This is a genomic window from Acinetobacter sp., assembly GCF_036666595.1.
Lineage (GTDB): Bacteria > Pseudomonadota > Gammaproteobacteria > Pseudomonadales > Moraxellaceae > Acinetobacter.
In genome coordinates this window covers 554,817-580,516 of sequence record NZ_JAVWVO010000001.1, presented here as the reverse complement: position 1 = coordinate 580,516, position 25,700 = coordinate 554,817, and the positions used below count along the sequence as shown (strand labels likewise).

Annotated in this window: 27 protein-coding genes; 12 read left to right on the top strand and 15 right to left on the bottom strand. The window is 42.2% G+C overall.

Features of this window, described 5'->3' with window-relative positions; genetic code table 11:
* Positions 1-1,317 (top strand): ATP-binding protein, encoded by a 1,317-nt coding sequence (locus RR876_RS02740; protein WP_332477617.1) that lies wholly within the window; start codon positions 1-3, stop codon positions 1,315-1,317.
* On the opposite strand, the gene RR876_RS02735 is transcribed toward RR876_RS02740, so the two are convergent.
* Positions 1,307-2,017 carry a phosphatase PAP2 family protein gene (locus tag RR876_RS02735; RefSeq protein ID WP_332477618.1) on the bottom strand — a complete coding sequence of 237 codons (711 nt, stop codon included), beginning with the start codon at positions 2,015-2,017 and terminating at the stop codon, positions 1,307-1,309. The two genes, RR876_RS02740 and RR876_RS02735, sit on opposite strands and share 11 nt — an antisense overlap.
* A gap of 164 nt (positions 2,018-2,181) precedes the next feature.
* Here RR876_RS02735 and RR876_RS02730 point away from each other — a divergent pair, with 164 nt between their 5' ends.
* Positions 2,182-2,874, top strand: coding sequence for an HAD family hydrolase (locus RR876_RS02730; protein WP_332477619.1), 693 nt, complete (start codon positions 2,182-2,184; stop codon positions 2,872-2,874).
* A 70-nt stretch (positions 2,875-2,944) separates the two neighbouring features.
* On the opposite strand, the gene RR876_RS02725 is transcribed toward RR876_RS02730, so the two are convergent.
* Complete coding sequence (locus RR876_RS02725; protein WP_130235131.1) at positions 2,945-4,132, bottom strand: ammonium transporter; 1,188 nt, start codon at positions 4,130-4,132, stop codon at positions 2,945-2,947.
* Between the two features lie 724 nt (positions 4,133-4,856).
* On the opposite strand from RR876_RS02725, the gene RR876_RS02720 reads away from it, so the two are divergent.
* Positions 4,857-5,579, top strand: a complete 723-nt coding sequence (locus RR876_RS02720; RefSeq protein WP_332481880.1) for a carbonic anhydrase family protein — start codon at positions 4,857-4,859, stop codon at positions 5,577-5,579.
* 62 nt (positions 5,580-5,641) lie between these two features.
* Here the strand turns inward: RR876_RS02720 and RR876_RS02715 are convergent, their stop codons facing one another.
* From RR876_RS02715 to RR876_RS02695, 5 genes are all read right to left on the bottom strand, one after another.
* Positions 5,642-6,367, bottom strand: coding sequence for an amino acid ABC transporter ATP-binding protein (locus RR876_RS02715; RefSeq protein WP_332481881.1), 726 nt, complete (start codon positions 6,365-6,367; stop codon positions 5,642-5,644).
* A gap of 14 nt (positions 6,368-6,381) precedes the next feature.
* A complete protein-coding gene (locus RR876_RS02710) occupies positions 6,382-7,065 on the bottom strand; it encodes an ABC transporter permease subunit (protein WP_176537323.1) in 684 nt (227 codons plus the stop codon).
* The gene (locus RR876_RS02705; protein WP_004981232.1) at positions 7,065-7,808 is read right to left on the bottom strand and encodes an amino acid ABC transporter permease; all 744 of its coding nucleotides are present in this window, start codon (positions 7,806-7,808) and stop codon (positions 7,065-7,067) included. Before RR876_RS02705 ends, RR876_RS02710 begins: the two co-directional genes overlap by 1 nt.
* Before the next feature lie 68 nt (positions 7,809-7,876).
* Positions 7,877-8,821, bottom strand: coding sequence for a transporter substrate-binding domain-containing protein (locus RR876_RS02700; RefSeq protein WP_183176219.1), 945 nt, complete (start codon positions 8,819-8,821; stop codon positions 7,877-7,879).
* A 568-nt stretch (positions 8,822-9,389) separates the two neighbouring features.
* Positions 9,390-9,812: a hypothetical protein gene (locus RR876_RS02695; RefSeq protein ID WP_004694572.1), complete on the bottom strand. Its 423-nt coding sequence runs from the start codon at positions 9,810-9,812 to the stop codon at positions 9,390-9,392.
* A gap of 287 nt (positions 9,813-10,099) precedes the next feature.
* Between RR876_RS02695 and RR876_RS02690 the strand changes: the two genes are divergently transcribed.
* The 4 genes from RR876_RS02690 to RR876_RS02675 all read left to right on the top strand — a co-directional run bounded on the left by RR876_RS02690 (position 10,100) and on the right by RR876_RS02675 (position 12,823).
* Positions 10,100-10,378 (top strand): hypothetical protein, encoded by a 279-nt coding sequence (locus RR876_RS02690; RefSeq protein ID WP_004981228.1) that lies wholly within the window; start codon positions 10,100-10,102, stop codon positions 10,376-10,378.
* A 164-nt stretch (positions 10,379-10,542) separates the two neighbouring features.
* Complete coding sequence (locus RR876_RS02685; protein WP_332477620.1) at positions 10,543-12,249, top strand: mechanosensitive ion channel; 1,707 nt, start codon at positions 10,543-10,545, stop codon at positions 12,247-12,249.
* 62 nt (positions 12,250-12,311) lie between these two features.
* Positions 12,312-12,503: a hypothetical protein gene (locus RR876_RS02680; protein WP_332477621.1), complete on the top strand. Its 192-nt coding sequence runs from the start codon at positions 12,312-12,314 to the stop codon at positions 12,501-12,503.
* 167 nt (positions 12,504-12,670) lie between these two features.
* A complete protein-coding gene (locus RR876_RS02675; protein WP_201950611.1) occupies positions 12,671-12,823 on the top strand; it encodes a hypothetical protein in 153 nt (50 codons plus the stop codon).
* A gap of 22 nt (positions 12,824-12,845) precedes the next feature.
* On the opposite strand, the gene RR876_RS02670 is transcribed toward RR876_RS02675, so the two are convergent.
* The 5 genes from RR876_RS02670 to RR876_RS02650 form a co-directional block, all read right to left on the bottom strand.
* Positions 12,846-14,045, bottom strand: a complete 1,200-nt coding sequence (locus tag RR876_RS02670) for an NAD(P)/FAD-dependent oxidoreductase (RefSeq protein WP_332477622.1) — start codon at positions 14,043-14,045, stop codon at positions 12,846-12,848.
* 64 nt (positions 14,046-14,109) lie between these two features.
* Complete coding sequence (locus RR876_RS02665; protein ID WP_332477623.1) at positions 14,110-14,979, bottom strand: pyridoxal-phosphate dependent enzyme; 870 nt, start codon at positions 14,977-14,979, stop codon at positions 14,110-14,112.
* 63 nt (positions 14,980-15,042) lie between these two features.
* Complete coding sequence (locus RR876_RS02660; protein WP_332477624.1) at positions 15,043-16,203, bottom strand: HlyD family secretion protein; 1,161 nt, start codon at positions 16,201-16,203, stop codon at positions 15,043-15,045.
* A gap of 32 nt (positions 16,204-16,235) precedes the next feature.
* Entirely contained in the window at positions 16,236-17,885 is a 1,650-nt protein-coding gene (locus RR876_RS02655) for an MFS transporter (RefSeq protein ID WP_332477625.1), read from the bottom strand.
* A 12-nt stretch (positions 17,886-17,897) separates the two neighbouring features.
* Complete coding sequence (locus tag RR876_RS02650; protein ID WP_004981214.1) at positions 17,898-18,446, bottom strand: TetR/AcrR family transcriptional regulator; 549 nt, start codon at positions 18,444-18,446, stop codon at positions 17,898-17,900.
* A gap of 544 nt (positions 18,447-18,990) precedes the next feature.
* On the opposite strand from RR876_RS02650, the gene RR876_RS02645 reads away from it, so the two are divergent.
* The gene (locus tag RR876_RS02645; RefSeq protein WP_332477657.1) at positions 18,991-19,194 is read left to right on the top strand and encodes an NF038215 family lipoprotein; all 204 of its coding nucleotides are present in this window, start codon (positions 18,991-18,993) and stop codon (positions 19,192-19,194) included.
* A gap of 207 nt (positions 19,195-19,401) precedes the next feature.
* On the opposite strand, the gene RR876_RS02640 is transcribed toward RR876_RS02645, so the two are convergent.
* Positions 19,402-19,857, bottom strand: coding sequence for a DIP1984 family protein (locus tag RR876_RS02640; RefSeq protein ID WP_332477626.1), 456 nt, complete (start codon positions 19,855-19,857; stop codon positions 19,402-19,404).
* Between the two features lie 145 nt (positions 19,858-20,002).
* Positions 20,003-21,622: an oleate hydratase gene (locus tag RR876_RS02635; RefSeq protein WP_332637061.1), complete on the bottom strand. Its 1,620-nt coding sequence runs from the start codon at positions 21,620-21,622 to the stop codon at positions 20,003-20,005.
* 445 nt (positions 21,623-22,067) lie between these two features.
* On the opposite strand from RR876_RS02635, the gene RR876_RS02630 reads away from it, so the two are divergent.
* The 4 genes from RR876_RS02630 to RR876_RS02615 all read left to right on the top strand — a co-directional run bounded on the left by RR876_RS02630 (position 22,068) and on the right by RR876_RS02615 (position 24,539).
* A complete protein-coding gene (locus tag RR876_RS02630; protein WP_078388386.1) occupies positions 22,068-22,691 on the top strand; it encodes a LysE family translocator in 624 nt (207 codons plus the stop codon).
* Between the two features lie 111 nt (positions 22,692-22,802).
* Positions 22,803-23,474, top strand: a complete 672-nt coding sequence (locus RR876_RS02625) for a CsgG/HfaB family protein (protein ID WP_058869141.1) — start codon at positions 22,803-22,805, stop codon at positions 23,472-23,474.
* 13 nt (positions 23,475-23,487) lie between these two features.
* The gene (locus RR876_RS02620; protein WP_078388388.1) at positions 23,488-23,865 is read left to right on the top strand and encodes a DUF4810 domain-containing protein; all 378 of its coding nucleotides are present in this window, start codon (positions 23,488-23,490) and stop codon (positions 23,863-23,865) included.
* Positions 23,862-24,539 (top strand): GNA1162 family protein, encoded by a 678-nt coding sequence (locus RR876_RS02615; protein ID WP_332477628.1) that lies wholly within the window; start codon positions 23,862-23,864, stop codon positions 24,537-24,539. The genes RR876_RS02620 and RR876_RS02615 overlap by 4 nt, the downstream gene beginning before the upstream one ends.
* Positions 24,540-24,646: 107 nt before the next feature.
* On the opposite strand, the gene RR876_RS02610 is transcribed toward RR876_RS02615, so the two are convergent.
* Entirely contained in the window at positions 24,647-25,615 is a 969-nt protein-coding gene (locus RR876_RS02610; RefSeq protein WP_332477629.1) for an MBL fold metallo-hydrolase, read from the bottom strand.
* Positions 25,616-25,700: the final 85 nt, after the last annotated feature.

The following is a 25,700-nucleotide window of genomic DNA, read 5'->3' as shown; positions in this document are numbered from 1 at the left end:
ATGGTGAAGTCGGCTCCGGTTTCCTTAAAGCGTCAACTGATTACCTATACCTCTTTATTTAGTATTGTGATGGGGTGTTTGTTGGTGATTGCAGCGTATCGCATTGCCCTTGAAGAGACCAATGAGATACTCGATGCACAAATGCGTAATTTGGCTGAGCGTGTTGCAGCGCATGATCCCGCTCCAATTAAGAGTGAGTTTGAAGCTGACAGACACTATCACGAAGAAGATTTATTTGTAGATGTCTGGTCGTATGGGCTGCCTGAACAACGGCAACATGAGTTTGATTTATTAATACAACCCGTTAAAAAAGCAGGATTTTATACTCATCACACGGCACAAGGCTTATGGAATACCTATGTGCTGCCAACAGAAAAGTATCAAATTCAAGTCAGCCAGCAGCGTAGTGTAAGACAAAAGCTGGCTTTAGAGCTGGCGGCTAATATGTTGATTCCATATTTACTGTTTATGCCTTTGGCTTTATGGGGGCTGAGTTGGATTATTGGGCGTAGTCTAAAACCCTTGGATGAGTTTAAAGCGGAACTTGCACAGCGTGAACCGCATGAACTAAGCGAGATTCGGCCCGATGGTTATCCACTGGAAATTCTTCCGACCATCAATGAAATGAACCGTTTATTTGAACGAATTTCGCTTTCGCAACAAGAACAAAAGCAATTCATTGCCGATGCTGCGCATGAGCTAAGAACCCCAATTACAGCACTGAATTTGCAAATGAAAATTTTGCTGCATGAATTTCCAGAACACCAAGCGTTAAAAAACCTAAGTTTAGGCTTAATTCGGACTCAACATTTGGTGTCACAACTGCTCAATTTGGCGAAGCAGGATGCTTCCGTACCAAGTTTAGAACCGACACAAAGATTAGGATTAAGTGATGTGGCAGTTGAATGTATGGAGCAACTGATGGAGCTGGCGCTGGCCAAAAACATAGATTTAGGCTTGGAACAGCATGAAGCACTTTGGATAGAAACTCAAAGTTCAGCCTTACATTCTATTGTCTATAATCTCTTGGATAATGCGATTAAATATACGCCTGAACAGGGCATGATTAATGTCTCTATTTATCAGCAAGATCAGCAAGCGATTGTTCAAATTGAAGACAGTGGCCCAGGCATTGCGCCAGAACTTTATGATCATATTTTAAAGCGCTTCTATCGCGTACATCATCATCTGGAAGTCGGCAGTGGACTGGGTTTATCCATTGTCGATAAAGCCGCAGAAAAAATTGGCGCCAAACTGCACTTTGGACAAAGTGCAGGATTGGGCGGCTTACAAGTTCAAGTGATCTTTAAGCTGTAGTTTGGGTTTGATTTGGGCTGGACTGTGTAAACTGCTTATAACACAGCGCATATGCCAGTACATTGACCAGCCAAATCACCCATGCCGTCCATAAATTGTGACTAAGGAAATGCGCACCCCGCATCATTTGCGCCCAACCCATGAAAAAGCCTAAAATCAGGGCAGCAAGCAAATAAAACCACGCGCGTTTTGGTTCATTTAGACGGTATACGAAATATCCCACAAAGAGCGCAAAACCTGCCGCGGCATGTCCTCCAGGGAAGCAATGTCCTGCGCTGGCGGATAAGTCCCAAAAGAAATCATGTGTTGTGGCCAGAGTCATGTCCCATGGGCAGGCATGCGCGGATTGTGATTTTAAAATTCCAATGAGGCTGGTACTGATGAGGACTAAGCCAATGAAATAACCATTTTGCCAACGCTGGGGTTTTAACGCAGCCCATTTATACGAAGCGAGCCATTTCAGTAAATAAATCACATACACCGCGATGATGATGTCTTTGACATAACGATGATTCAGTTCTGCTAAGGCCCAGTCGCGCTTTAGTGGAAAATGACCAGTTTGATCCATAAAGGGGTGAATCAGTTGTAAGTCGATGGTGCCCGCCACAGGGAAGAGCAGCCACAATACGGCAAAACCCAGCGTCAAAATAAAAAACTGAAGGATGAAAAAACGTTGCTGATCCGACACAAGTGAGGCCATGTTCTGAAAATAAGCGCTATTCCAACAGTGTCAGCTTAAACGAGGCTTAACATAAACGCTGTTTCATCTGCTTTAGCATGATCTGTGCTTTGGTTATCGCTTTAAAGCGAATACAAAGTGTCGTCTCAGTGTTACATTTGCTCTCAAACACATGAGGTTGAAACATGTCGATACGTGCTGTTCTATTTGATTTGGATAATACCTTGACGCATCGTGGGCGAAGTGTTGCGGCTTTTAGTCGAGGCCTTGCCGACACCTATCAAAGCCAACTTAACTGCGTCGATGTGGAGCAGATTGAGTCAATTGTGAATCGGATTGATAATGGTGGTTATCCCTTAAAAGAGTATTTAACCCATCCCAGCATCGGAGCTTCAGTGGCTTATGCGTTGCTACAGGAGTTAAACTGGCAGGTGCCTCCGCATTTAGACGCGTTAAGTAATTTCTGGTTTGAACAGTTTGGTTGCAATGCTGTGGCGATGCCTGAGGCTGAACAAACACTAACCCGTCTAAAGCAAGCAGGATATAAACTCGCCATTATTTCAAATGGTGGTCATGCCACACGGCTGTCTATACTAAATGGCTTGGGCTTTCAGCATTATTTTGATGTGATTAATAGTTCTGGATTGTTTGGTCAAGCCAAACCCCAAGCTGATATTTTTATAGATACCGCACAGCAACTGGCTGTTGACGTGGAGCAGTGCTTATTTATCGGTGACCATCCTATTAATGATGTACAAGGTGCGCAGCAGGCTGGAATGCAAGCCCTGTGGCTATCTGGGTTTCATGTTCCCTCAGTACAGATGGCTGCACCGAGTATCACGGCATTGTCTGAGATTTTTGATTATTTAGAACGCTAAAAGCCTCTTATAATGTTCAATACGAATAAAAAAAGCGGTCCATGTGAGCCGCATTAAAGTGGAAATGTGCTTAGAACATACTGTCATCTGAGTTGGCAGAGATTTTATGAATAGATAAATCTGCACCGCGAAATTCATCTTCTTGACTTAAACGGATGCCCATCGTGGCTTTTAAAGCGCCATAGACCACCAATCCACCAACAACAGCAATACCAATAGCTAAGAGCGTACCAATCAGCTGTGACATCATCGCAACACCGCCTAAACCACCAAGCCATTTTTGACCAAAGATCCCGACTGCAAGCCCACCAAAGGCACCACATACGCCGTGCAAAGGCCATACACCGAGTACATCATCGACTTTTAGCTTGTTTTGGGTGTAGGTGAAAAGTTTGACAAAAATCAGTCCAGCAATGGCGCCAATCACCAATGCCCCAATCGGATGTACGACATCCGAACCTGCGCAAATTGCAACGAGACCAGCTAAAGGCCCATTGTGTAAGAAGCCTGGGTCATTTTTTCCTGCGAAGTTGGCTGCCAAGGTTCCGCCAACCATGGCCATAAGTGAGTTAATCGCGACCAGTCCTGAAATTGCATCTAAACGCTGTGCACTCATCACGTTAAAGCCAAACCAACCCACGATTAAAATCCATGAACCTAAAGCCAAGAATGGAATAGATGAAGGAGGATGCGCACTGACACGACCATCTTTTTTGTAGCGACCATCACGTGCACCGAGTAGAACCACCGCAGCCAGAGCTATCCAGCCTCCCATCGCATGTACCACCACTGAACCTGCGAAGTCATGGAAACTTGCACCGAAAGTGTCTTGTAGCCACTGCTGTAAACCAAAGTTTCCATTCCATGCGATCCCTTCAAAAAAAGGATAAACCAAGGCCACCAATAACACGGTGGCAATCGCTTGTGAGCGCATTTTGGCACGCTCGGCAATACCGCCTGAAATAATGGCTGGAATTGCGGCCGCAAAAGTGAGCAGGAAGAAACAGCGCATCAGGTTATAACCATGATCCGCCGCTAAGGTATCCCCGATATGGAAAAAATGATGTCCATAGGAAATGTAGTAACCGACAAAGAAGTAGGCGATTGCGGAAAGTGAAAAGTCCGTTAAAATTTTACTTAAAGCGTTAACTTGGTTTTTATGACGAACTGTCCCTAGTTCTAAAAAAGCAAAGCCCGCGTGCATGGCAAGGACTAAAACCGCACCAAGAAGAAGAAAAAGTAAGTCAATATTTTGCATGTTTAGGTTCCATTTGAGTGCAAAATTTTGCAAAAAGAAACTCAGTATACTGATGCCTGTAATTTCGTGAAGATCTCAGCAAAAAGGAAATATTGATTAAGTTTTGCTTAAAAATAACAAGACTCGATATAAAGCAAAAGTGTGCACCATGATGGTGTTTGTGCATTGCAGTGGTGCATGGGTTAAAATATAAGTTAATATTAAGTTTATGAATATATTATGTTTATCTAAGTTTCTTTATTTTAAATATACAAGTGTATATTTTATCTCTTGAGCTAAACCCAAAAAGTAGAAACTCAAAAAATGATAAAAAAATTTGGTCAGCAGCTATTTTTAGCTGAGTCTCCGTTGCTTTGTTCTCTTTTGGAACGCTCATGCTATGAAATGTGCATGCTGATTGTGCATCAGTGAAAGTTTTTAAACACCATTGTATTTTCTCATTCTTATTTTAATTTAGCACAGATAAAAGGTGAATAATCACATAACTACATGTAATTAATTGTAATTATTGTCATATATGATCAGTCCTATTTCATCGTTTTATATCTAAAAACAAGACAAAATAGCAGAGCAGCATTGGCTTTTTACTTGAAAGTCATGATTACAGTGTTTGCACAAAAAACAAAGACAAGTAGGCAGAAATGGCATTTTAGGTTTTGCGGCCTGAGCGTGATTTCTTAGAGGATATCGGACGTTTTAAACCGATATTTTTTGATGGATTATGATGAATAAAAAACTAATAACAACATTGTTTGGTCTCCCATGTGTAGTGGCTTGGGCCAGTAGTGAAGTAACCTCGGATTGGGGTTATCAAGCACAAAAAGCACCGCAGTATTGGAGTCAGCTCAACACCAAATATCAAACTTGTGCGGGGCATAATCAATCGCCCATTAATATTGAGCGTGTGATTTCAGCAGACCTTGCGCCACTTGATTTTGATTATAAAACTGCTGCAACAAGTATCGCGAAGCTTCCTCATACTCTACAAGCCAATTTTCATCAAGGCAGTTATTTAAGTTTAGAGGGAGAACGATTTCAATTATTGCAAATGCATTTACACAGCCCTTCAGAAAATACGATCCACGGCAAAAGCTTTCCGATGGAGTTACATTTAGTCCATGCTTCTGAAAAAGGGGAGCTGGCTGTGGTTGCGGTGATGTATGAACAAGGGAAAAAGAATCAAGCGCTTGATGGCTTATGGCAGCAGCACAGGCAATCTCAAAAAGGACTTAATTTAAACGCAGATCAATTTCTGCCGACACATCGCGAGTACTACCGCTTTAATGGTTCGCTCACGACACCACCGTGTACTGAAGGTGTACGTTGGGTGGTCTTAAAAGATATTCAGCAGGCATCAGTGCAGCAAATTGCAAACTTCGCTGCACTGATGGGGTATCCGAATAACCGTCCTGTTCAAGCCACCAATGCACGTTTGGTTTTAGACTAGAGCGTAAATTAAAAAAGCAGATCATGTGATCTGCTTTTTTAATGTGGGATAACATGTCTGTGCTAGTGCAAGATCTTGTCTAAGAACTGTTGAGCACGTTCGCCACGTTTGGTGTTAAAGAAATCATCCTTGCTACAGTCTTCGACAATTTTACCTTGATCCATAAACAACACACGGTTGGCCACTTGGCGGGCAAAGCCCATTTCATGGGTGACACACATCATGGTCATGCCTTCATGTGCCAACTCGACCATCACATCAAGAACTTCATTAATCATTTCAGGGTCAAGCGCCGATGTCGGCTCATCAAACAACATGGCAATCGGATCCATGCTTAAGGCACGGGCAATTGCTACACGTTGTTGTTGTCCACCTGAAAGTTGTGCTGGAAATTTATGTGCATGTGCACTCAGCCCAACCCGTTCTAAATAGCCTAAGCCTTTCTTTTTAGCTTCAGCTTCAGAGCGTCCCAATACTTTAATTTGGGCAATGGTTAAATTTTCAGTAATGCTTAAGTGTGGAAACAACTCGAAATGCTGAAACACCATGCCTACGCGACTGCGTAATTTGGTCAAATCTGTTTTAGGGTCTTTGATGGGAATTCCATCGACTGTGATTTGACCTTGTTGGAAAGCTTCTAGTCCATTCACTGTTTTAATCAGGGTCGATTTACCTGAGCCTGATGGGCCACAGACCACCACCACTTCACCTTGGCAAATTTGTGTGGTGCAATCGGTTAATACTTGAAAATCGCCATACCATTTACTGACATTTTGGAGGTCAATCATTACTTTTTGGTCGCTCATACGCTTAACCTCCTTTGTAATCGTTTTACTGCATATGTGGCTAGCATACTGATGGTGAAATACACCAAGCCAGCAAATAAAATATATTGCGTTAATAGAGACATCAAATCGCCCCGCACGTAGTTGGTGCGGAAGAAGTCGAGTAGACCAATGGCGTACACCATGGTTGAGTCTTGGAACAAGATGATGGTTTGTTGTAACAGTAGCGGTGTCATTTTGCGAAATGCTTGCGGCAAAATGATTAAACGCATGGACTGACCATAGGTCATGCCTAGTGCATAAGCCGCGGCAGACTGTCCTTTAGGAATCGATTGAATCCCTGCACGTACAATTTCCGAGAAATAAGCTGCTTCAAATAACATGAAAGCCACAATACTTGAGACCAAAGCGGTATCAATGGTCAGGTAATTTCCCGTGACTGTGGTGTAGATGAACGGTACAGCAAAGTAGAACCACATCAATACCAAAAGTAGCGGAATCGAGCGGAATAAATTGACATAGCTTTGGGCAATTAAATTCAAGATGCGGATTGAAGACAAACGCATCAGTGCCAACAGCGTGCCAATGAAAATACCGCCAATGGTGGCGATGATGACCACTTTTAAAGTGATGCTTAAACCATGCCATAGGGCCGGTGCAGATAACTGCAAATCATGGGTAAATGCGGTGAGCCATTCCATTATTTAGCTCCTGCAATTAAACCTGGGACACGTAAACGTTTTTCAAGCAGCGTCATTAAGGTAATTAAGCACACGTTGATAACGATGAAAATAATTGTGACATAGGTATAGATTTCGATGGTGTTCTGCGTATATTCGCTGATGGTTTTCATCTGCGAAATAATCTCGGAGACCCCAACTAAAGAGGCCACAGAAGTATTTTTGACGCAGTTGGTCAGCTCTGAACTCAGTGGCGGCAAAATCGTACGGAAGGACTGTGGTAAAATGACGTAGCGGTATAGCTGTGCAGTACTAAAACCCATGGCATAACCTGCATTGACCTGTCCTGTAGGTAAAGCTTCAATACCTGTGCGGACTTGTTCGCAGACACGTGCTGCAGTAAACAGTCCAAGACCGATACTGGCAGAAATCAGTGCTGTTGTTCCTGCACTTAAATCATTAATCCACCATGACTTAATCGGGCCAGGTAAGAAATTCGGTACCACATAAAACCAAATAAACAATTGGATCAGTAATGGTACATTACGAAAAATGGTGACGTAGCCAGTGCCAATAGCACGTGCGGTTTTATTGGGAAGTGTGCGCATAATGCCGAGAATACTTCCGAGCACCATTGCAATGCTCCAAGCCACAATGGCAATAACAACCAGCCAGCCTAAACCAATTAAAATCCAACTGAGATAGGTACTATCTCCGACGCCTGTGGATTGCCAAAGGACGCCCCAGTTCCAGGTATAATTCATGACAATCCCCTAAAATAGGTCAGGCAAAGAAACTTTGCCTGAGTGAACATTAATCTTTCCTTTATCGTTTACTGATCACGGTCATGTGGGTTTGCAATTAAGGCTTTAAGTTGGTCTGACATAGCAAAGTTCAGGTTAATGTTTTTCGGTGGAATTGGTTGTTCAAACCATTTGTTATACATTTTGTTAATTTCACCTGAGCTATAAGTGGCTTTAATTGCATCATCAACCACTTGCTTAAAGCCTGTGTCGCCTTTACGTAACATACAGCCATAAACTTCTTGAATTGGTGCTGTACCGACAATATGCCACTTGTTTGGATCTTTGGCTTTCGATTTTTCTCCAGCGAGTAAAATGTCATCCATCATAAACGCAGCAGCACGACCGCTTTGGAGCATCAAGAATGATTCAGCATGGTCTTTTGCAGAAATCACTTCACCAATACCGAGCTCTTTTTCATGCTGACGGATATAGCGTTCAGAGGTTGTCCCTGCTGTAGTCACTAATTTTTTGCCTTTTAAGTCAGCAAAATCCTTCACGCCTGAATCCGTTGCAGTAAGTAAACGTGAACCCACTTCAAAGAAGCCCACAGAAAAATCAACTTGCTGCTGACGCTCTTTGTTGTTTGTGGTTGAACCACATTCAAGATCAACAGTACCATTTGAAACCAATGGAATGCGGTTTTGGCTGGTGACTAAGTTATAGCGAATTTTTAAATCAGGCATATTCAGCTTTTGCTTAACAGCTTCAACAACTTTGAGCTGTAAATCATGTGCATAACCGACAGGTTGATTTGGGTTGTCTGCGATATAGGAGAATGGAATAGAGGAATCTCGGTAACCTAAAACAATGGTTCCTGATTTTTTAATCTTATCTAAAGTGCCTGACTGTGAAGCATCTGCGCCAGTGCTAGCTGCATCCGTTGCAGGTGCTTTGTTGTCGCTACATGCGCTGAGGCTCAGTGCAAGTGCACTTGCACAAAATAGGGCAGAAAGATTACGTTGCATGGTCATGTACAAACTCCTTTTGTTTGCAGCATCAATTGCATTGTTTTTATCAAAAACGTCAGAATTGGGTTAAAGCTTTATTCTGTGCAAAAGATGTTCTTTTTATGGTATTTTTTTACAGCTTAGTCTGCATCTTAATCGAGATTGCTTTTGCTGCTCAAGAGGGATTTTTAATATTTTGTTAATAATGCTTTAAATAAGTGCATCGCTATATTCCTCTGATATTAAAAAGAAAATTATGCATAATGCGTGCCATTTCAAGTTTTCTAATTCATTTTATTAGGCTAATGTCTAATGCCACAGGGTTGGCTATGCGTTTCGTTATGGATGCATGACAGAATGGATTTTGTTCGTGTAGAACATGCTAAAACTGCAATAGCAAAGAAAAGTGCTTTATTTTGAAGATGATCCGTTTTATGACGCAGTATATAAAAGTCAGTTAGATTCGGTTTACTGTCCTACGTTTTCCGCAGAGGATTAAAAACTAAAAAATAATTGCGACTGTACGTTATGAACAAATGACGGGGCACAATCGCAAGGGGGAGGAGATGAGCAGGTGTGTATCAAGAAGTGCTTAGTGCACAAACATATCCATATATTCACGGATTTCAGAAATAGCCGTTTCAATATCCGTCGTCAGCCATGTTGGCTCAAACAGTCCAATATAGTGATCTAAACGGTCTTGAGGTACAACTAAACGCACAGGACATTCTTCTTCCAGTAAGCGCCACGGAATGATGGGTGTTTCATTGTCTAAAAAGGCTTGCACATTTCGAATATCAATAATCATGGCATTGACACATTCAGGAAAAGGCATCACTGAAAACTCTTCAGTACGACGGCGGAAAAACTCCAAATCGCCCCACTTTAGAATATAACTAGGCTTAGAAAATTCAATAATACCAATAAGATGTTGGTCTCGCGTGTAGTGCAAATGACATTGGTGCGTAACATCAGTGTCTAAATCAAGCGTTACACTTTGTTGACGATATGCCATAAAGTCCAAAAACAGCTAAAACAAGGTGCATAATTATAGCGCAAATTCAGTTGAAGAGCGCTGTTAGCCAGACTCTTTTTGTCTATGTATATAGGAAATACTTTTTCTATGACTTTTAACACTGAATTGACAGATGAGCGACTGTTTTTAAAGCCTTATAAAATAATAATTTATCTTAAAATAAAGCGCTTGTTTACTATCTCACTATGCTTTGAAACACAATGCTACACAAGCAGTTGTTAGTATAAAAATTCGACAACTTGATAATAGAAAATTGAGGGGGAGCTATGACACATGATTTCAATAAACCGCCCCATGTACAAACGCCAGAGGAGCGGCAAAAGAAAAAACGCGTGCCCGTGTATATGTTGGCATTGGTCGGAATTTTCTTAATCGCATTATTACTTTATATGTTTGCAGATACCAAGCCAAATCCGACTGAGGCGCCTCCAGGACATCCGAATCCGAGTGCAGAGCCTGCAACACCGAATAACAGCACTACTGCAACAGCAGGTGACGAAGCGGTAGCCACCGATAGCAATACGGCGACTGCAACTGACCGCTAAACGAGACTAAAGCCCTTGTCATGTACAAGGGTTTTTTCTTTAGCAGTCATCAAAAAGGTATTCCATTTCTCATTCATACCTCATGGCAGACAATCACTTCAAAACTAAAATCTGTATTTGAGCAAAGGTCGCTGTGATGTAGACATAACAAGAGGGAGAACAAGATGAATGATTATGTAGGGCATCAGGGTCGATTTGATGCGATGTATTATTGGGACCAGTTTCACCCGATCCTGTCCGCAATCGCCATCCTGATCATTGGTTGGATTATTGCATTATTGATTGCAGGTGCTGTGAAAAAGGTTTTAACCAAACTCGGAACCAACCAAAAACTTTCCAGTGCTACCGGTCATCGCTCAAATATTGAAAATATTATCTCTCGAGTTGTGTTTTGGCTCATCTTGATTATTGCGGTGATTGGTGCACTCAATGTTCTCAATCTCACCAGTGTAAGTGGGCCATTTAGTAATATGGTTCAACAGTTCTTATTGTTTATTCCACAACTGTTGGCTGCAGTTGCTGTGGGTTTTATTGGCTGGATTGTGGCAAATCTGGTCAAAGTGGGATTACAAAAAGGACTTGATCGGACTCAGCTAGATGAAAAACTCAGTCAGGATGTAGGAGTCAGTACGCTGAGTCAAAATATTAGTGAAATCGTCTATTGGCTGATTTTATTACTATTCTTACCCATTGTTTTGTCGATACTCGGTCTGACTGGGCTGCTCTTTCCGATCCAAAATATGGTCAATGAAGCCGTACTGTATCTGCCAAATATCTTTATTGCGGGTGTAATTGTTTTTGCAGGTTATATTCTAGCAAAAATTGTACGGGGCATTATTGAGGGTTTATTGAGAAGCCTAGATGTACAAAAACAGGTTGAAAAAATAGGACTGTTTAAAAACTCAGATTTGGCCAAAGTGCTCGGATCTTTTGTTTTTGCAATCGTTATTATCACAGCGCTGATTATTGCATTTGAAGCTTTAGGGATTGATGCAATTTCTCAACCTGCGACGGCCATGCTGTATGAAATCATGAATGCGATTCCGCACATCATTGCGGCGGCATTAATTTTAATTTTGGCCTATGTAGTGTCACGTTTTGTTGCAAGCCTTGTGGTTGAAGTCTTGTCGGGAACAGGTGTAGATGACATTCCAAACAAAGTTGGCTTGCAACGTTTCTTAGGAAACACCAAAGCATCTTGCGTCGTGGGTTATTTCATTGTGTTCTTTACCATGTTATTTGCGGTTTCTGAGGCTGCAAATCGACTCGGCTTTGAACAGATCAGTGGTTTGATTGCGATGTTTATCCAGTTTGGTGCAAACATCCTATTGGGTGCAGTCATTTTGGGTGTGGGCTTCTGGCTAGCGAACTTGGTTGCACAGGTGATTGAGCGTGGTGAATACAATAGTTCTCGTTGGGTGGCGAACATTGTACGTGTCTTGATCATTGGCTTAGTGTTGGCGATGGGCTTGCGTGCAATGGGTATTGCAGACTCCATTGTAAACTTGGCCTTTGGTTTAACGCTTGGGGCAGTTGCCATTGCTTTTGCACTGGCTTTTGGCCTCGGTGGACGTCAACCTGCGGAACGGGTTTTGACCGATTTGTTAGATAAAGCCAAAAAAGAAGGTACGCAACCGAATCCACTTTATCAGGCCAAAGCTGAAAGCACACAATCAGCACAAGGCAAAGAAGAGCATGCCTCACTAAAAGAGCAAATGGATACACCAACGGTTGCAGAGGAATATCAACATGCAGATGATATTCCAACTACAGCAGAGGTCGATCCTGCGCATAAACCTTTAAATAAACCTTTTGGTTCAACGGGTGAAGCTGAACAAGATATTGATGTTCACCCCAAAGATCCAGACTAAATTAATCGCACTAAACACCGACCGCTGATGGCGGTTGGTGTTTTTTTTATTGGAGTAAACCGATGTCAAAAAAAGCCCCAAATAAATATTTTGCCCCAATCATCATTGCAGGTATTACGGTTGGATTTTTTGTGAGTGCTTATAAATTTGTATTTGCAAAACCCAAGACCAGTGAGACAACGCAGACCAATGTTGAAAGAATACCGACTGCGGCAACTGAGGGATGTGATGCGGATGAATCTGATGAAAAATAATACAAAAGTCTATAGTGTTGAATGAACTTTAATTTGGTATGTTTGATGCATATGGAATATGGATATTTCATAAATTAGAAATACTTAAATGCCTATACTTTTGTGATAGCTGCATGAATATTTCACGATTTATTTTTATAAATTGCAGTTCAAAAAGGAAAAAACAGATGATGCAAATATTAAAAAAAACATTGATGATGAAACGTTCAGTGATCCAGCCGAGCCATGTCCATATTGCCATTGCGAAAATGGACTTAGCGCTTGCCCGTCAGCAGAAGCAAAAGCAGTGCGTACTGCTACGCACTGACTATTTGGAATAATTTATAGCTTTAAGCACATGGCTTAGACATATTCTGATGCGGCATGCGCAGATGACCATGCCCATTGGAAGTTAAAACCGCCCAAATGTCCTGTGACATCCAATATTTCACCAACAAAGTACAAGCCTTTTTGCTTTTTACTTTCCATCGTTTTTGATGAAACTTCCGTGGTGTCTACGCCACCTAAAGTGACTTCAGCAGTACGGTAACCTTCGGTTCCTGATGGTTTGACTTCAAATGCATGTAAACGCGTTGCAATGTGCTCCAGTTTTTCATCCGACAACTGACCAATCGCTGTTTCAGCCAGTTCAGACCAAATCAGGTTTTGCAGTTCAACCACCACACTTTTCGGGAAATGTTCACCCAGTAAAGTACGCAGCAGGGCTTTGGGTTGACTGTGCTTCTTAGCTTTTAAGTAGTCTTGCAAATCCACACTTGGCAAGAAGTCAATTTTGAAGCTTTGTCCTACATCCCAATAATTCGACAGTTGTAGCGAGCTTGGCCCACTGAGTCCACGATGGGTAAATAAAAGGGCTTCGGTGAAAGCGTTTAAGTCATTCGATAAAGTCGCATCGACCGCGTTGCCACTTAAGCGTGTGGTCACTTCTTTAAAGCTATCTGAAAAGGTAAAAGGCACCAAACCTGCGCGAGTTGGATATACATGGTGACCAAATTGCTTTGCAATTTCATAGCCAATCCCTGAGCCGCCTAAGGTCGGAATAGATAAACCACCCGATGCAATTACCACAGATTCGGCTTCAAAATACCCTAGTGTCGTGGCAATTTGAAAACCTTCCTCATCGAGTGCGGTGATGGCTTTTACTTCACAGTTGGTTTTAATGTCGACCAAACCTGTTTTTTCACACTCGCTCAATAGCATGGCTAAAATTTCTTTGGCACCTTTTAGGGTAAAGAGCTGACCGTGTTTACGCTCTTCATATTCAATACCGTACTCACAAACCATCCCAATAAAGTCCCAATTGGTATAGCGAGTCAGGGCTGAAATCACAAAGTGTGGATTATGTGAAATAAAGTTGCTTGGTTCGACATAGAGGTTGGTAAAGTTACATTTACCCCCACCCGACATGAGAATTTTTTTGCCGACTTTATTGGCTTTTTCTACCACCACCACTTTACGTCCGCGTTGAGCTGCCATATAGGCTGTCATTAAGCCAGATGCACCTGCACCTAAAACTAAGACATCATATTGATTTGCGGACATGACACACTCACGGGAGAATAAAGCAGGGCATTATAGACCATCTTTTTTGCTTTTTCAGGACTATCTAAAGCGCGGCTAAACGACCTTGCAACCCACCTGAATGAATCACCAAAATACGATGATCTGCTGGGAATGTACCTTGTTGAATTAAATCACTTAAGCCCAACAGCATTTTGCCTGTGTAAATTTGTTCCAGTGGAATGTCATATTGCTGTTCAAAAGCATGGATAAACTGCAATAACTCAGTATTAGTTTTGGCATAACCCCCACAGCAATATTGATCGGTAATTTGCCAATTGCGTTTTTCAGTCAGTTGCTGTAGCTCTTGACTCAAAAAGTCCCCTTTGAGCGCGGAGAAGCCCAAAATTTGCTGCTGTGAATGACTGGCTTCAATCAGACCCGCAATGGTGCCACCCGTCCCCACGGCACAACAAATCAGATCGAAATTTTGTCGATCCGCATCAGAGAGAATTTCTGTGCAGCCTTGAATGGCAAGGGGATTGGTTCCTCCTTCAGGAATCACATAATACTCAGGATAATCTTGTTGTAACTGTGCTAAGTAGGCTGGATTTTGCTTTTGACGATAGGCTTCACGGGACACAAACTGCAACTGCATGCCGAATTGCTGTGCTGTATTTAAGGTTGTATTTAAAGGTTTACTTGCCAGTTCTTCGCCCCGAATAATGCCCAGACTCTCAAAACCAAATAACTGCGCAGCATAGGCCGTTGCGGCAATATGATTGGAATAGGCACCGCCAAAAGTCAGCAGTTTTTTATAGCCTTGTTGCTGTGCCGCCAACAGATTGTATTTGAGTTTAAAAAATTTATTGCCTGAGATTTGCGGATGGACTAGGTCTAAACGTTTGATGCTGATGTCAAATCCTTCGACAGTAATTTGCTGATAAGGAATGGTTTGGGCAATCTGGTTAAACATAGGATTTTTATCAATTTGGCTCAAGGCATAGTGTAAGTGAAAAGTCGTGGTTTCTGCACAGAATTAACGCTGTGCAGAGTGGGTATCGACCGAACTAATTACGGACATGCCTGGGCGTAAATTTTCAATGCCTGTTTGATTCGGATCAATTGCAATCCGTACCGCAATCCGTTGTACCACTTTGGTAAAGTTGCCCGTAGCATTATCGGTTTTAAGCACACTGAACTCTGAGCCCGCCGCTGGGGAAATTTGCTCGACATGACCTGTAAATTTCTGATGATTGAGAGCATCCACGGTGAACCATGCTTTTTGTCCAATTTTCATGTTGGTAATTTGAGTTTCTTTAAAGTTTGCGGTGACCCAAGTTTGCTGTGGAATCAGATAGAGCAGCTGTGTGCCTGCTGCCACATATTGTCCCACACGTGGATTGACTTCACCCAGTTGCCCATCCATCGGGGCGATAATGCTGCTGTAGTTTTTGGTGGTTTTGGCCTGATCCAGCTGTGCAGTGGCATTGGTCACTTGTGCTTTGAGTCCTGTTTCAGCCACTTGTGCGGTTTTCAGTGCTTCTTTCGCCACCAAGACATTAGCCTGTGCTTGTTGCAGTAAGGCTAAATTATTTTGGGTATCGGCAAAGGCTTTGTCTTGTTCCGATTTAGACGCTGCGCCAGAGTTGCCCAACTGCTGATAGCGCTGCTGTTGTGCCAATGACAGTTGGTACGCTGCTCGCGCTTGTTCGACCTTGGCTTCTGCCGCCACAATATCGGCTTTACGCTGTGCAATACTTTGGCTTTGATTGGAGAGGTTATTTTGGGCTTGATCCACGCCAGCTTCAGCCTGTGTGACTTTTTGGTCATAAGTCGTGGCATCAATATGCATTAACACCTGTCCTTTTTTGACGTAATCAAAATCACTGACCAACACATCTTTGACATAGCCATTAATTTGCGAAGAAAGTACTGTGGTTTTACCTTTGATATAGCTGTTGTCAGTGGACTCAACTGCACTTTCAAATGGCCCAATTTTCCATGCCCATAAAATGATCCCGATACCGATGATCAGTACTAAAAACATCAAGATCAGTGTACGTTTCGCTGTTGGAATCAGTTTACTCGAAGGCGGCGTAATCGGTGTTGCTGCTGCCACGGGCTGCTCAGGCTGAGAGGCATTTTCAGACGTTGCAGTTGTTTCAGCGGGGGCTACAGGTTTTTGATCTTCAGACATAACAATTTCTCAATAAATAGGGAGCAATGGCATTAGACATGACCGATTTTCGCTTGTTGTCGCAGTTGATATTGATTCCGTGCAATCAGGAATGTCCCCCACAACAACAGCAGCATGGCAACGACGCCATTCAAGCTAATCACATCGTTATAGGCACGCACTTGAGCCTCTCGAGTCACCACTTGATTTAAATTTTTTAAGGCTTGTTGTTGCACTAACTGCTGATCGAGCGTGTAACTATGCGAACTTTGTTGATACGCTAAAAGACGCTGTGCAATCAATGGATTGGTTTCGGGTAGTTGTTGAATCATTTCAGCACGATAGTTTTGGGTTCGGACTTGTTGATAAGTGGAGTAAAATGATGAACCGACTAAGCCACCAAATGTTTGAGTCGCTGAAAATAAAACAATGAACGTGACAATATGGGTAGGGCCTTTTTGCATGGCGCTTAAGATACCCGTGATCAAGAGTGGGCCAATAAACACACCACTGGCAAAGCCCACCAAAAACTGACTGCCGTAAAAGTTGGAAGGGCGAATATCGCTGGTAAGATGAAAATCCAGCCCGCAAGCAATTAATACCAAAGCTTCTGCTAATAGTAGGTGCCAAATAATCCGTTCACGTGAAAAAGTAATCGTACTAAATATGGTTCCAGACACGATGCCTAAAAAGATCACCACATAGAGCGGCACAAATTGATCGGGGCCCATGCCCATAGTTTTGAGAAAACTCACGGCAGCATAACTTTGCTCCGACATTAAGAAGCGAATTGCAAAGGCACCGATGATAAAACGAAGCGTGGATGATGTCCCCAGCCAACGCGTCATAATCAGTGGATTGACCCGATAATGCTCGTAGACCAAACCAATCACAATTAGGCTGAACCCTGCAATTAAAAGGTACGCCAACCATTTCACTTCAAACCACCACAAGATAGGCCCTTGGGTCAGCACAATACACAAAAAGGCAAAACCGGGCGCAAGCAGGGCAAAGGTGAAGAAATCCTGTTTTTCAAAAACAGCAATTCTTAAACTGCGGGGCAACTTCAGAGACACCACCATTGCGAAACAGCAAAGCGCTAAACCAATTTCAAAGGTATACAGGACATTCCAGTTATTGACGTCAATAAGGTACGGAGAAATGATCCAAGCCAGTGGAATGCCGAGCTGTTGGAAGCCTAAAGCCAAATAGATACTGCGACCAAAATCCTCCCGCTTAAAGGCCTGCATAATGTAATACATGCCTAAGGAGCTGAGCGGTGCGGCAACCATGCCGCTAATAAAACGCACCAGTACGGCCATTTCAAAGGTATGCACAAAGACGTGTAAAACCAGAACCACAATAAAAATGAGTAGGCCAATTTCAGAAAATAGACGCAGACCATATTGTTGGCGGGCTTTAAACAGAATCAGATTCGCACTGACATTGGCCATCACATAAGCCGCAGGAATCCATGCCACCTCAGAGGGTGTTAGTCCATATTCACCCTGAATTAAGGGTAAATTTGCGGTAATGAAACCGTTACTGAGACTTGCAGATAGTGCGACAAACAAGCCAATAAAAAAATATATGAAGCGCTTAGGCGTGGAATGCGCGATCACGGCAGGAGAGCCGGGCAGGGTTGGTTTTTCTTCAGCTGTCCAGTTTGGCGCAGGTTCGAGTAAACGCGGTGGCTGTGTCATGGGTGGTGACCTTTATGCCCGAATACCATTGAGTAAGAGCTCAATCGCACGTTGTGCAAGTTGTTGTTGCTCTATATCGGTCAGTCCTTGAAATGAAGTCCTTAAAATGGCCGTAATCATGGCATAATCTTGGGTAGTCAAATCGGGGCGACATACGCCGTGTCGAATGGCTCGATCAATCAAAGGCTGTAAAATCGCATCGCGGCGTGCGTAGATATCGACCATGACGGGATCATTCCGCTCAATCACCCGCCAATATTCCATCAGTGCGGTTAAATACGGTAAGTTGTAGACATGGTTTTCAATTAAACGGATAAAACCATCGTCATACTGAGAAAATGCTTCTGCACGAACTGCAAGACGTTCCAAAGCTTGTTCCATGAGTGCAATCACCAAGGCACGACGGTCAGCAAAATTACGATAAAACGTCGCCCGTCCGACATTGGCTGCATCAATCACCTGCTGTAAGGGCGCATTTATCCCGTGTGTACGAAAAACCTGAACTGCGGCTTCGAGCAGTTCCTCACGGTTTTGTGCAGCACGCTGTTGACGACTGGTCATGATGATTATTTCATTTGATTTGGGAGTACTATTATTTAACGGACAAAAGTGTCCGTTGTAAATATTCAATCCTGTAAGATTTTGTAAATCAGTTTGTCTTTTTCTAATTTAATCTAATTTCGATAAGAAATATGCTACTCGGAAACGTCATCTACAACCTGCATGGTGTAAATAAGATAATGTTTATTCGTTATATTTGAATAAATCCAAGAAATGAACAGGTTTTGCAGATGACAATGGTTTTGCCTACTTTTGTCGAAACAAAAGTAGGGCGAGCCGCAGGCTGATGAAGAAATTGAATAAAACAAGATAAGACTCCGCCAAGATATTTTTTTCAATACATCGGATAAATGTTTAAGTCTAATTTTAGTGAGCTTAAATAACTCATGTTGTTGTTTTATCTATTAATAATTAATATTTTTTTAAATAAAAAAATACGTACAGAACCCTCATGTAGATGGATAAGAGTTGTAACAAAGTCGATAGGATTGGAAAAATAAAAGTGCTATGCTGAAAGCACAATAATGATAAATGAGGGGATATGATGAAAACCTTATCTACCCTAGTATTGGTTTTATTGCTCACTCAACTGACCGCGTGTGATGCAAAAAAGGATTTGAATCAGCCTAGAACTGAGGCCCGTACCATGATTATTGGTGGTGTTCCAGTGCATGATCGTGACTATAAACTTCCATCACAAGAAATGGCTTTGAATCAGAAAACGTCTACACAGGCTGATGCGTACTAATAGGTGAAAATAGGGAGGCATATTGTCAGTACATGGTAGTGCAAGGTGCGATGTGCAGTATAAAAGATGCATTGTGCTACGCCAGATTTGTGAAAATGTGAAGTAGACGTCTTACTTCCTGCAAACGTTTGTTGAATTAAAGCCTTACAAACGTATAAAAGGCCTTGTACTCGCCCAATATGCCCAAACTGTTGTGGCTCAAATTGGCTAGATCAGTTCGATTTGCCAATTTGAAGCTTGAATCTCTAAGTTATTTTGCCTGAGTTGCTGGCTAATTGCATCGGCTTGTTTTTGTAAGTCTGCAACCGTAATGGTTTTAACCCAGCGAATTTCACTCGAACTATAACGACCATTTTCACGTCGTGAGCTGTCGATGGCCTGTTGAATAATACGATGCTGTTGCGTGAGCAAATCACGTGCGTTTAAAACACTGAGCATGGATTGGCCCGTGTTGGTTTTAGCTTGAGCATTGGTCGCATGAATTTTTTCAATCAGATGATGTAACTCTGTATTTATACTAAAGGCCTCACCAATCAGCGCATTCGGATCTTCACTCAGTTCATCGCCTTCTTGGATTAGCACATTATTGTTGATGCGTTGTTGTAAAGAGGCGAGTTTGGTTTGTAAATCACTACGCAATAAAAGTGCTTCTGCTAGTTTCATAGATTTATTTTTAAAGTTTTAGATGAGTCTTATGCTGCCTCTGTGTAATCAAAGCTGCAAGTGAGTTTTGTAATTCGAATAAGTGACATTTTGCTCAAAATGATAAGAGCACAGAAGCATGCTCTTATCGCTATAGATTAAAAGCTTAGTGGAACACAGTTTCTAAAGCTTTCAAACCGACTTTCGGATCAAGCAGACCGTTGTAAATTTCAGGGATTTCACGTTCCACCCCAAAGAATTCATAAATGGCAAGCATCGCCCCACGAACTGAATATTCCACAGTAAAGACCACGTCATCTTCAATTTCCACAAACTGTCCAAGGAAAGCAAAGTTTTGTGAGCCTTGTGGGATTACCTGTGGACGATCCCCCGGCTTACGGCAGGCGAATAGGGCAGAGGCATATGGCATCATGGCAGTGGTTACATTGGTGGTTGCCAAAACATGATCTAAAATGTCGTCAAAACCGAGCTGTTTAATCAGTTCTGTTAGGATTTCTTGCCCTGTGGCTTCGGACATTGGTTTCTTGATGTAATCGCCCATATGGTCAATTTGGAAACCGTAGCCCCATAAGGTATAGAGGCCTTCAGGTAAGTCGGCAAAGTGCGGCTGTGCAGGAACCACGATGGATAAATGCCAACCCGACTCATACCAAGTCATCAGTGCGCCTGTGCCTGGTTCATTGCCTGTATAGTCAATAATGCGTTTAAGCAACACGTCATCGTTCATAGTCAGAGTGAAAGACTCCCACTTATGTTCATCGACATTGCCATAAAAAGTCATTGGACGGCCAAAGTCTGGGGCTTTTTGTGCCAAAGTTTCCCAAAGTGTCCAGCCATGGTCTTCTCGATGACGAACGAGGGCAGGCACGTCATGATTACCGCCATAACGCGAATCTGCGGTAATAGAGCCTAAAGTGAAAATAGCTAAATCATTGGCTTTTAGATTAATTTGCTCTGAGCCTTCAGGCAGTTGTACATATAGGCGCGAAGCATGGCGTTCTTGAGTTGCAGCATTGGTAATGAAGTCCGCATCTGTGACATAGTGTCCAAAACGCACATCGACGCCTTGTGCGACTAGCCAACGCTGTAAGGGCAGAATCATTGAATCATATTGGTTGTACTTAGTACGTTTCACACCCGCTAAGGTATGAATGCGTGGCAATTCTTGAATAAAACGCAAGAAATAGCGTCTTAACTCTGCTGCACTGTGCCATTTTTGAAAAGCGAAAGTCGTGCGCCACATGCGCCAGAAATTGGTTTCAAAAAAGGCTTCATCAAAAAACTCATCAATGCGGCGACTGCCAATTTTTTCTTCTTTTGAAGCCAATAGGCGCAGCATCTGTGCACGATGTAGCGTATTCAGGCCAAGCTTTGCCGCATCCGCAATGACATGTTCGGCATCAATTAAACGTGCATTGGCGTGGGTTTTTACTTTTTCATTAAACTCACGACATTCTTCACGCACTGAAATGTCTGGATTTTCCAAGGATGGAATACTGGAAAATAAGTCCCATAGGCACAAATAAGTTTCATCGGTCAGCATCCGCCCACCACGTGTTACCCAAGCTTGTGCGGCATGCGGTGTATGTCCGCCATCCATTGAGCCGCCTGAAATATCGAGTTCTTCTAAAATATGGATATTTTTGGCAGGGACTTTGGCATCGCGGATTGCAAATGCAGCGGCAGCCATACCTGCGATACCACCACCAATGATCCAAAGATGGGATTGTTGCGCGTCTAATGGGGTGCGCTTCTTATTTTGCATGGTTCACCTGTAATTATGATGTTAAAAATTATGAAGTTAAAAAATGTGGTTTTTAGAAATAAAACCTTATAAATAGTAAGTCTTTTTATATATGAAAAATGTATGAAAAGGGAAGCAATTCCCCCATTATATTTTGTAATCAAAAATAAGAACATGATGGCTATTTTTAATACACATTTGTCTTTTTATTAAAATTGAATATTATCTAAATAACTGATGTTGAAGTTTATTGTTGAGTAATTGCTCTATTGTTGTTTTCACTATGGCCTATGCCGAATTTACTTAAAAATAGGCTTTTTATTTATCATTAAAAAATATAATGGGTGTACAAGCTGTGGCTTGATCACGATATAAATGTGAAAAATAACTGATAAAGTGAATATCGTAAAAACTTTGTTTAGCGTAAAATCGCAGCTGATAAATTCTCTCAATTTAGAGGTCACTCTTGGAATCATTTTGGATTTTGGGCTCCATTGCCTTTGCATTAATGTTAGGCGCAATGAGCCCTGGACCGACGTCGATTTATGTAGCAAAAAATTCGATTGCGATTTCTCGAAAGCATGGCCTCTTTACCGCACTGGGGACAGGAACAGGCGCAGCTGTTTTTGGTCTGTTGGCTGTACTTGGTTTACAAGCCTTTTTGTTGGCAGTGCCGTCAGCGTATTTGGCCTTAAAAATTTGTGGTGGGATCTATTTGCTTTGGCTCGCATTTAAAATTATTAAACATGCCAAAGAGCCAATTGAGGCAGATCATTCCAGCTCGAAAGCAATGACTTTACGCCGTGCCTTTATGACTGGTTTAATTACTCAGCTTTCCAACCCTAAAATTGCGATTGTTCTAGCCAGTATTTTTACTGCACTTTTACCCAAAGAAATCCCAACTTATTACTATTATGTACTACCTATTCTGTGTTTCTTTATTGATGCGGGTTGGTGTTCGTTGGTTGCAGTGGCATTGTCTGCTGAAAAGCCGCGCCGTGTGTATTTGAAGTTTAAAGCAGTATTTGACCGCGCAGCAGGGGCGGTGATGACGGTGTTGGGTTTAAAACTGATTTTTGGAATGAAGTGATAAGGTTTACAACAACAAAACTGGATTTTGTATAGGTAACTAAAAGCTAAATGGTTATAATCCCTTTGATTTTTTTAATGATTTTTAAATTAAAGATTTGAGGGATAAATTTTGAATAAATCTATATTTTTGGCCGTTTTGAGTGGCTTAGCATTATCTGCATGTTCAACAACAGAAACGTCAAAAACAATTCAATCACCGCAAGTAACAGCGGCAGTGGCGACAGTCAAATACGCTGGCACTAAAACGCCTGTTTCTGTAGGAAAATTTGACAACCGCTCAAGCTACATGCGTGGCATTTTCTCAGACAATGTTGATCGTTTAGGTGGTCAGGCGAAAACCATTTTAGAAACGCATTTACAGCAATCGGGCTATTTCTCTGTCCTAAACCGCGACAACCTTGCTGAATTACAACAAGAAGCAGGTTTCACCAAATCATCTCAAGCCATTAAAGGTGCACGTTATGTATTAACGGGCGATGTGTCTGAATTTGGCCGTAAAGAAGTTGGTGATCACCAGCTATTTGGCATATTGGGGCGTGGTAAAACCCAAATTGCTTATGCCAAAGTGAACTTAAATATTGTCGATGTCAAAACAGCAGAAATTGTTCACTCGGTGCAAGGCGCAGGCGAGTATGCACTCAGTGAACGTGAAATTTTAGGTTTTGGTTCTACCGCTTCTTATGACTCAACTTTAAACGGCAAAGTTCTAGATTTGGCTGTACGCGAAGCGGTTAATAATTTGGTGTTGGATATTCAAACCAATAAGTGGTCTGCGCAGTAACTGGTTTGAATCAATGAAAAAAATCGTATTGGTTTTAGGTGCAATCTGCACCATGACTTTGGTGGGCTGTGTTTCAGCGCCAAAATCGTTATATAGCTGGGGCGAATACCCGCAGCAAACCTATTTGATGTTGAGTCTGCCAGAAAAGACTTCTCCACAAGAACAGATTGGTAAACTTGAAAAAGATATTGAAAAAGCCAAAGCCAAAAATGCAGCAGTGCCTCCGGGCTTGTATGCACATTTGGGTTTATTGAACTTAAATATCAATAATGGGCCACGTGCCGTTCAGTATTTTGAACTTGAACGCCAAACCTACCCAGAGTCGACAGTATTAATGGATCGTCTTTTGAAAAAAATGACAGCCCAGTCTGCGGCAGGGAGTGTGAAGTGAAACATTTCAAAAAACTATGCGTACTTGGCCTTGTTGTGACACTCTTCACGGGTTGTGCTACGACACCTAAAAGTATACGTGACTTATCTGCATATCATGCCAATATGCCAAAATCCATTTTGGTGTTGCCGCCTGTAAATGAATCACCCGATACACGCGCAACCTATGGGTATTGGTCTACCGTGACTTTACCTGTCGCAGAAGCGGGCTATTATGTGTTCCCTATTTCTGTGGTCGATACGCTATTTAAAGAAAATGGCGTAACCAACGGCTATGATGCGCAGCAAATTCCAATTCAGAAACTCAATGAAATTTTTGGAGCGGATGCTGCACTGTATGTCAAAGTCAAAGAATATGGTTCTAAATATCAGGTGATTCAATCGACATCGACCGTTGCGGTCGAGGCGAAATTGGTTGATTTAAAAACCGGGGCATTATTATGGGAAGGTCAGGAAAAAATCCAACAAGCCAATAATAATAGCAACGCGGGTCTAGTCGGGATGTTAGTGGGTGCCTTGATTGACCAAATTTCTAATCATTTATCTGACAAAGCCTATGTGCTGTCTAACAGTGTGAGTACGCAGTTGTATGCTCCGCAGTTGATGCAGCAAAAAGGGTTGCTATACGGACCTCGCTCTCCGCATTTTGTACAAAACTCGATGAGTCCACAGTAGTAAAAAAAATCCCCTCAAATGAGGGGATTTTTATGATTTAACAAACTTCTATTTGGATGAAGAGTCTTTTAACTCTCAGCCAAAAGAAGAGTTAATTTTCGTATAAATTAATCCTTAAAATGCACAGGAATCCATTGATAGCTTTTCCCATCTGAGGAATAGATATGTCCAATAGCAGGGAATGGCAAGTGTGGTGCTGCAATGGTTTGCCCGCCTTTTGCATATTCCGCAAATTGTTTTAAGCGTGTTTGCACTGCTTTTTTCGGGTCGATGTCATAATCAATAGCGGTTTCTGGCTTGTCGAATTGCACAGTATGTGAATGCACAATGTCACCAATAAAGACCACCGTTTCATCTTTGGTTTTCAGCTCATAGCTAAAATGTCCCGGCGTATGCCCCGCGGTATTAATCACTTTAAAGCCCTGAACTTGATCGCCCAATTGATACGTTTTGGAGCGTTGTTTGGCTTGATAGGGCGCAATGGCTTGTTTAATTTTTTCAACAGTTCCTAGGTAGCCGGCTTGTTTTTCTTTCGGGAGCTTTTCGACCTGTTTCGGGTTTAGCCAATAGTTCGCTTCATCGCTCGAAACATAAACCGTTGCATTTGGAAAGTTTGCCACGCCATTTTGGCTAATACCACACACATGGTCTGGGTGTAGGTGCGTCAGCAAGATGGTATCGACTTGCTTTGGTTGATAGCCAGATGCTTTTAAATTGCTTAACACTGAACCCAAATGTGCGCCAAAACAGCTCGCAGCGCCGCTATCCACTAAAACCAGCGAATGGCCTGTATTCACGAGGAAGGCATTGACTGAGGTTTGTACGCCCTTGGCTTGGTTAGCAGCATATTTCTTTAAAATTTCATGCACTTCTTTTTCTGGGGTATTTTGAAAGAGTTTAGGTGACATGAAGTTGGTGCCATCGAGCAGGGCAGTGATTTGTGTATCACCCGCTTGGTATTGGAAATAGCCTGAGACTTGTTTTTGTTGGGAGATTAGGGCGGGCGGGGAAAGGGCGAAAGCTGAAATACTGCTGATACTAGAGATAATTAAAGCGGAAGCAAGTAACTTATTCATTTATAAAGTTTCACAAAATTTGTTGAATTGTCTATTTTTTAGCATGTGGGTTGATTTTTTTCATCTAGTTTTTGGTGGTAGCAAA